Consider the following 6,693-nt stretch of genomic DNA (forward strand, 5'->3'; position numbering starts at 1 on the left):
CCCTCCCCGAAGAAGTGCGGCCCGAGACCGTCACCCCCCGCCCCCGGTCCGTCGAGTCCGACCGGGGCGGTGGCTGGCAGCCGGCGTCGGGGGCCTCTCGGCGTTCCGCCGAGGCGATCGACGCGGCGCTCGGGGCGCCGCCCGGGCGGCCGTTCGTGACGCTGGCGCAGCCCGACACCTCCGCGTGGGCGGGGGGCGGGTCGTACGACGGGCGGCGCAGGTCGTGGCCGTCGGGGACCCGGGCCGCGGCCGTCGCGGCGTGTGTGGTGCTGGGCGTCGGACTCATCGGCGGCGCGGCGGCGGGAAGTTGGCTCACCGGGGACTCCGGGACGGACGCTGCCCGCGGCAGCTTCACGGCGGCCGAGGAGCTGTGGCACAGCGTGCCCGTCGACGAACTGTTCCCGCCGACCGTGCGGGGCGAGGGCGCCGGCCCCGGCGGCACCGACCGCACCTGGACGCGCATCGCCGTCGCCCCCGACAGCGGCTGCGCGGACGCCTTCGACCCCCTGCTGCACAAGGCCCTCACCCCCGTCGGCTGCCTGCGGCTGCTGCGCGCCACCTACACCGACGCCACCCGCAGCAGCGTCACCACCGTCGGCATGATGTTCACCAAGGCCGACGCGGCCGACATGGCCGCCCTCAAGGTCCGCTTCGCCAAGGACGGCCTCGACCGGCGCACCGACCTGATGCCCCGCCCGTACGCCGCCGAGGACACCGTCGCCGCCGGCTTCGGCGACGGCCAGCGGGCCTCCTGGACGATCTCCGTACTCACGGACGTCCCCGTCGTCGTCTACGCCGTCTCGGGATTCGCCGACGGCCGTACCGTCACCGAACCGCAGCCCGCCGAGGACGCGATGCAGCCCGGCGCCACCACGGCCCCCGCCCAGTCCGGCCTCGGCCACGAGGCCCAGGGCCTCGCCGACCGCATCGAACGCGGCCTCCGCAAGACCGCCGCGTCCGCCACGGAGCAGCCGTCATGAGACCCACGAGGAACGCGAAAGCCGTGGACCGGATGAGCGGGACGGACGAGCCCGGGAAGGAGGCCGGGCGGCCCCGTCGACGTACGCCCCGTACGCCGCGTATTGCGCACATCGGCCGCACCCGCCGCACCGGCCTCCTCGCCCTTCCCCTCGCCGCCTCCCTCGCCCTCGTCCCCTCCACCGCCGCGCACGCCGACAGCATCCGTGACCAGCAGTGGGCGCTCGACGCCATGCACACCCAGGAGGCCTGGCGCACCACCAAGGGCGCGGGCATCACCGTCGCCGTCCTCGACACGGGTGTCGACGACGAGCACCCGGACCTGGCCGGCAACGTCCTGCCGACCAAGGACCTGATCGGCTTCGGCGCCAAGCGCGGCGACCGCACCTGGGCCCGGCACGGCACCGCCATGGCCGGGATCATCGCCGGCCACGGCCACGGCGTGAACGACGCCGACGGCGTCATGGGCGTCGCCCCCGAGGCGAAGATCCTCCCCGTCCGCGTCATCCTCGAAGACGGTGACTCCGCCCGCGCCAAGGCCCGCAGCACCCGTGGCAACGCCCTCGCCGAGGGCATCCGCTGGGCCGCCGACCAGGGCGCCGACGTCATCAACCTCTCCCTCGGCGACGACTCCGAGTCCGCCCACCCCGAGCCCTCCGAGGACGCCGCCGTCCAGTACGCCCTGAAGAAGGGCTCCGTCGTCGTCGCCTCGGCCGGCAACGGCGGCAAGAAGGGCGACCACATCTCCTACCCGGCGGCCTACCCCGGCGTCATCGCGGTGACCGCCGTCGACGAGAACGGCACCCGCGCCGACTTCTCCACCCGCCGCTGGTACGCCACCGTCAGCGCCCCCGGCGTCGACGTCGTCATCGCCGACCCCGACCGCAAGTACTACGAGGGCTGGGGCACCAGCGCCGCCGCCGCGTTCGTCTCCGGCGCCGCCGCCCTCGTCAAGGCGGCCCACCCCGGCCTGACCCCCGACCAGGTCAAACGGCTCCTGGAGGACACCGCCCGCGACGCCCCCACCGGCGGCCGGGACGACGCCCGCGGCTTCGGCTTCGTCGACCCCGCCGCCGCCATCGAGGAGGGCGGCGAACTCGCACCGGACGACCTCAGGTCCGCGTCGTACGGCCGCAAGTACTTCGGCTCCGGCCCGGCCCAGGAGACGGAGGACGACGACGCCACCGGCTGGGCCGCCCCCGCCGCCGGCGGCCTCGGCGCCGCCCTGCTGATCACCGCCGTGGTCCTCTGGCTCGGCCGCCCCCGCCCGGAGGAGTTCAGCGAACCGGACGACGAGTTCGCGGTCTGAGACACGGCTACCCGGATCACGGCTACGACGTCGCCGACGCCGTTGACGTCGGCGCCACCGACGACGCCTCCTCCGTACTCCCGGCCCCGAACACCGAGACGGCGGCCTTCGCCGCCTCCTCGACCAGCGAAATCCCCTTCGCCTTCGTCGTGTTGCCGTTCGAGACGACCGCGATCAGGTAGTCCTTCCCGGCGACGGTGACCCGGCCGATGCTGTTGATGTCCCACAGCCCCGTCGCGGTACGCGGCAACCACCCGTTCTTCAGGGCGAATTCGCCGCCCCCGTCGGCCGCAGCCGACACACCCCAGTCCTGGCCCGAGGCGATCCCGCCCATCAGCTCGCGCATGTACGCCCGCGAGGCCGCGCTCAGCACTGAGCCCTCGTCGTTCGCGCCGTCCCCGAACACCTGCCGGAGCAGGGCGAGTTGATCGGCGGCCGTGGTCTGGGTCAGCCCCCAGTACAGGCCGTCGCCGCCCTCGGTCCCGGTCAGCCCGAGCCGTTCGTTGGCGGCGTCCAGGCCCGCCGCCCGGCCGATGGTCTCCCACAGCGCGGTGGCGGAGGCGTTGTCGCTCTCGCGGATCATCGCGGAGGCGTACGTCTTCTCCTGGGCTGTCAGCCGACGGCCCTCGTCCTGCGCCTGGAGCAGCAGCGCCGCCAGGATGTCGGCCTTCACGATGCTCGCGGTGTCGAACTGCCCGTCCCCGTACACCGCCCCGTCCCCGGAGGCCACGTCCAGCACGGCCACCGACACCGCGGCCCCGTCCTCGACCGGCACGCCCGCCATGGCCGTCGCCAGCAGCTCGTCGTAGTCCACCTCGGGCACCGCCACTGGTTCCACCGAGGCCTCCTCAACGACCGCGTCCGCACCCGGCGAGGCGGAAGCCGAGGCCGAGGGCGCTACCGACGATGACGCCGACGACGATACGGCCGTACTCCCGTCACCCTGCGCCCGGGCCGTCACGTACACCGTGCCGGCGGCCGTGCCGCCCACGACGATCACGGCGGCCAGGGCGGCGTGGAAGAGCGGACGGCGCTTGGCGGGGCGGGCGCGGCGGGCTCTGTGAGGAGGCATGCCGCGATGCTTCTGCCCCGTGCTGTGCGACGGGTTAGGCCACTGTTAGAGACGTGTCAGGGGACGCTGAGAAAACCGTGAGTGAGATGACCGTCACGTTTCCGGCCCCGGCGAAAGCCAAGGAATCCGGCCTGCGGCAGCCTGGTGACCCGGCTGCCGGAAGCTTGGTGACCCGGCTCGCCGAAGCCCGGCAGACCAAGGGCAGAGGCCGAGCCTCCCGGCCCGGCACCAGCCCGGGACGCTTCCCCGGATAGGGTCGACGACTGTGGCGAACAAGAACATCCCCGACCCCGGCTTCTCCGACGACGACGGCTCCGCCGACCCCCGGCTGAGCGCCGCGCTCGCCGCCTGGGCCGAGGACCGGACCGCCGTGGGCCCCGTCCTGGAGGCACTCAAGGGCGCCCGGCTGCTCGTCCCCGTCGTCGCCATCCTCGGCGAGGTCGAGGAGGACGAGAACGGGCTGCGCCGCGAGAAGACGAGCGACATGGCCGTACCCACGCTCAAGGCCGGCGCGCGCACCGCGCTGCCCGCCTTCACGTCCACCGAGTCCCTGGCCCGGTGGGACCCGGCCGCCCGCCCCGTCGCCGTCCCCCTGCACCAGGCACTCCAGGCCGCAGCCCACGAAAAGGCCGACACGATCGTGCTCGACCTGGCGGGCCCCGTACCGTACGAGCTCACGGGAGCCGCCCTGCTCGCCCTCGCCGAGGGCCGCACCAGCACCGATCCACTCGCCGACCCCGCCGTCACCGCAGCGGTGCGCGCCGCGGTCGCCGCCGAGCCAGCGGTCCTCCGTGCCCACCTCGGCCCGGGCAGCGCCGACGGCACCCTCGCCCTCGTCCTCGACCCGTCGGCCACCCCCGCCGAGACCGCCCGGTCGCTCGCCGGCCGCCTCGCCGCCGACGACGCACTGAGGGCCCGCCTGGTACGCGGCCTCGACCTGGCACTCCTGCCGGCCGGGGCCACACCACCGGGCGAGCCCTTGTATGTACGGGGATAGTCGTCCGTACGGACGGGACGTACGGGAGCAGCCGTCAGGTACAGAGGCAGGTCAGGTACAGAGGCAGGAGCTAGCCGTAGACCGGCCCCGTGTACTTCTCACCCGGTCCCTGGCCCGGCTCGTCCGGGACGACGGATGCCTCGCGGAACGCCAGCTGGAGCGACTTCAGGCCGTCGCGCAGCGGGGCCGCGTGGAACGAGCTGATCTCCGTGGCGCTCGCGTCCAGCAGACCGGCGAGGGCGGAGATCAGCTTGCGGGCCTCGTCCAGGTCCTTGTACTTGTCGCCCTCCTCGGTGAGGCCGAGCTTCACGGCGGCGGCGCTCATCAGGTTGACGGCGACCGTCACGATCACCTCGACCGCGGGGACCTCGGCGATGTCGCGGGTCATGGCGTCGAAGTCGGGGGCCTCGGGGCCGGGAACCTCAGGAGGGGTGTCACTCATGCCCCACACGATAGGCCCCGGCCCCGGCGCCCCGATCCACGGGCGCCCCACGCGCGGACGGGTGGTGTGACGCGCGGATTGGCGGCCCAGGTCTTGACACTGTAAAGTGGGTGAACGACCGGTCGGACATCTATGTGTCCGACCCGCAAGTGGAGGCTCCGAACTCCCACCTGACCATCCTCCGGGACGGCAGGTCACCGGTCAGACGGCCCCCACCGTTCCGTACGGACGGTGGAGTCGTCCGAAACCGCGCCCCGCGGCACACCCGCGGCGGTGCTCCGGCAGTGCAAGGAGCCCCGCCTGTGTCCCGTCCGGGGCATTTTTCATGCGCCGCGATGGTTGGTCCTTAATGTCAACCAGACATACGCGGCGGTCCGCCAGACCGTCGTGGGGTGCTACCGAGGAGGATCCATCAGCGCCGAGCCCCGCATCAACGACCGGATTCGCGTTCCCGAGGTGCGACTTGTCGGTCCCAGCGGCGAGCAGGTCGGAATTGTTCCGCTTGCCAAGGCCCTGGAGCTTGCGCAGGAGTACGACCTCGATCTGGTCGAGGTGGCCGCGAACGCACGTCCGCCGGTCTGCAAGCTCATGGACTACGGGAAGTTCAAGTACGAGTCGGCCATGAAGGCCCGTGAGGCGCGCAAGAACCAGGCGCACACGGTCATCAAGGAGATGAAGCTCCGGCCGAAGATCGACCCGCACGACTATGACACCAAGAAGGGTCACGTCGTCCGGTTCCTCAAGCAGGGCGACAAGGTCAAGATCACGATCATGTTCCGTGGTCGTGAGCAGTCCCGGCCCGAACTGGGCTACCGACTGCTGCAGCGCCTCGCGGAGGACGTCCAGGAGCTCGGGTTCGTCGAGTCGAACCCCAAGCAGGACGGCCGCAACATGATCATGGTTCTCGGTCCGCACAAGAAGAAGACCGAAGCCATGGCCGAGGCCCGGCAGGCGCAGGAGGCCCGGAAGGCGGAAGCGAAGGCCAACCCCGGCCGCTCGCAGAACGCCGCCGATGCCGACGCGGTCGACGTCGAGGCGCCGGCCGAGGAGCCTGCCGAGGCGTAAGTCCCCGGGACGAGAGTCCAGGGGAAGCCCTGGACGCGAGTCCGGGGGTGTCAACCGATAGAAATGACGTTCCGTTGTGCCCGGTTTAACGACCGGGCACCGGAGCGCCACTGACGAGGAGAGAACGGCGCTATGCCGAAGAACAAGTCGCACAGCGGTGCCAGCAAGCGCTTCAAGGTCACCGGCTCCGGCAAGGTGCTCCGTGAGCGCGCCGGCAAGCGCCACCTGCTCGAGCACAAGTCGTCCCGCGTGACGCGTCGCCTCACCGGCAACGCCGAGATGGCCCCGGGCGACGCCGCGAAGATCAAGAAGCTTCTCGGCAAGTGAGGTCGGGCGCGTAGCGCCTGATTCACCGAAGGACCGGGACCCAATCGTTTCCGGGCCGTGTGAGGACAACCACGGCCCCGCTACAAGGAGTTAAAAAGTGGCACGCGTCAAGCGGGCAGTCAACGCCCACAAGAAGCGCCGGGCGATCCTCGAGCAGGCCTCCGGCTACCGCGGTCAGCGTTCGCGCCTTTACCGCAAGGCCAAGGAGCAGGTCACCCACTCGCTGGTCTACAACTACAACGACCGCAAGAAGCGCAAGGGCGACTTCCGTCAGCTGTGGATCCAGCGCATCAACGCCGCTGCCCGCGCCAACGGCATCACGTACAACCGCTTCATCCAGGGTCTGAAGGCCGCGAACATCGAGGTCGACCGCAAGATCCTCGCCGAGCTGGCCGTCAACGACGCCACCGCGTTCGCCGCGCTGGTCGAGGTCGCCCAGAAGGCCCTGCCGGCGGACGTGAACGCGCCGAAGGCCGCGTGACGCTGGCGCTGGCCCAAGCCCG

7 protein-coding genes and 1 pseudogene are annotated in these 6,693 nt (G+C 71.9%); 6 read left to right on the plus strand and 2 right to left on the minus strand.

Annotation, left to right across the window (positions count from 1 at the left end; all coding sequences use genetic code 11):
- Both STRIP9103_RS43210 and mycP read left to right on the plus strand, forming a co-directional pair.
- Positions 1–980 (plus strand): annotated as a pseudogene (locus tag STRIP9103_RS43210) (hypothetical protein); the annotation flags it as partial.
- Entirely contained in the window at positions 977–2,287 is a 1,311-nt protein-coding gene (mycP, locus tag STRIP9103_RS43215; RefSeq protein WP_234022443.1) for a type VII secretion-associated serine protease mycosin, read from the plus strand. The pseudogene STRIP9103_RS43210 and the gene mycP, both read left to right, overlap by 4 nt.
- Positions 2,288–2,309: 22 nt before the next feature.
- On the opposite strand, the gene STRIP9103_RS43220 is transcribed toward mycP, so the two are convergent.
- Positions 2,310–3,359 carry a serine hydrolase gene (locus tag STRIP9103_RS43220; protein WP_009341427.1) on the minus strand — a complete coding sequence of 350 codons (1,050 nt, stop codon included), beginning with the start codon at positions 3,357–3,359 and terminating at the stop codon, positions 2,310–2,312.
- A 265-nt stretch (positions 3,360–3,624) separates the two neighbouring features.
- On the opposite strand from STRIP9103_RS43220, the gene STRIP9103_RS43225 reads away from it, so the two are divergent.
- Complete coding sequence (locus STRIP9103_RS43225; RefSeq protein WP_009341420.1) at positions 3,625–4,356, plus strand: SseB family protein; 732 nt, start codon at positions 3,625–3,627, stop codon at positions 4,354–4,356.
- A gap of 70 nt (positions 4,357–4,426) precedes the next feature.
- Here STRIP9103_RS43225 and STRIP9103_RS43230 read toward each other — a convergent pair whose 3' ends face one another.
- Positions 4,427–4,798, minus strand: coding sequence for a DUF1844 domain-containing protein (locus tag STRIP9103_RS43230; RefSeq protein ID WP_048822148.1), 372 nt, complete (start codon positions 4,796–4,798; stop codon positions 4,427–4,429).
- Positions 4,799–5,185: 387 nt separating this feature from the next.
- On the opposite strand from STRIP9103_RS43230, the gene infC reads away from it, so the two are divergent.
- From infC to rplT, 3 genes are all read left to right on the plus strand, one after another.
- Positions 5,186–5,863, plus strand: coding sequence for a translation initiation factor IF-3 (gene infC, locus STRIP9103_RS43235; protein WP_078614256.1), 678 nt, complete (start codon positions 5,186–5,188; stop codon positions 5,861–5,863).
- A gap of 132 nt (positions 5,864–5,995) precedes the next feature.
- Positions 5,996–6,190 (plus strand): 50S ribosomal protein L35, encoded by a 195-nt coding sequence (gene rpmI / locus STRIP9103_RS43240; RefSeq protein ID WP_004933563.1) that lies wholly within the window; start codon positions 5,996–5,998, stop codon positions 6,188–6,190.
- 97 nt (positions 6,191–6,287) lie between these two features.
- Positions 6,288–6,671: a 50S ribosomal protein L20 gene (gene rplT / locus STRIP9103_RS43245; protein ID WP_033531708.1), complete on the plus strand. Its 384-nt coding sequence runs from the start codon at positions 6,288–6,290 to the stop codon at positions 6,669–6,671.
- Positions 6,672–6,693 lie beyond the last annotated feature (22 nt).

The sequence above is a fragment of the Streptomyces ipomoeae 91-03 genome, from assembly GCF_000317595.1.
GTDB classification, from domain to species: domain Bacteria; phylum Actinomycetota; class Actinomycetes; order Streptomycetales; family Streptomycetaceae; genus Streptomyces; species Streptomyces ipomoeae.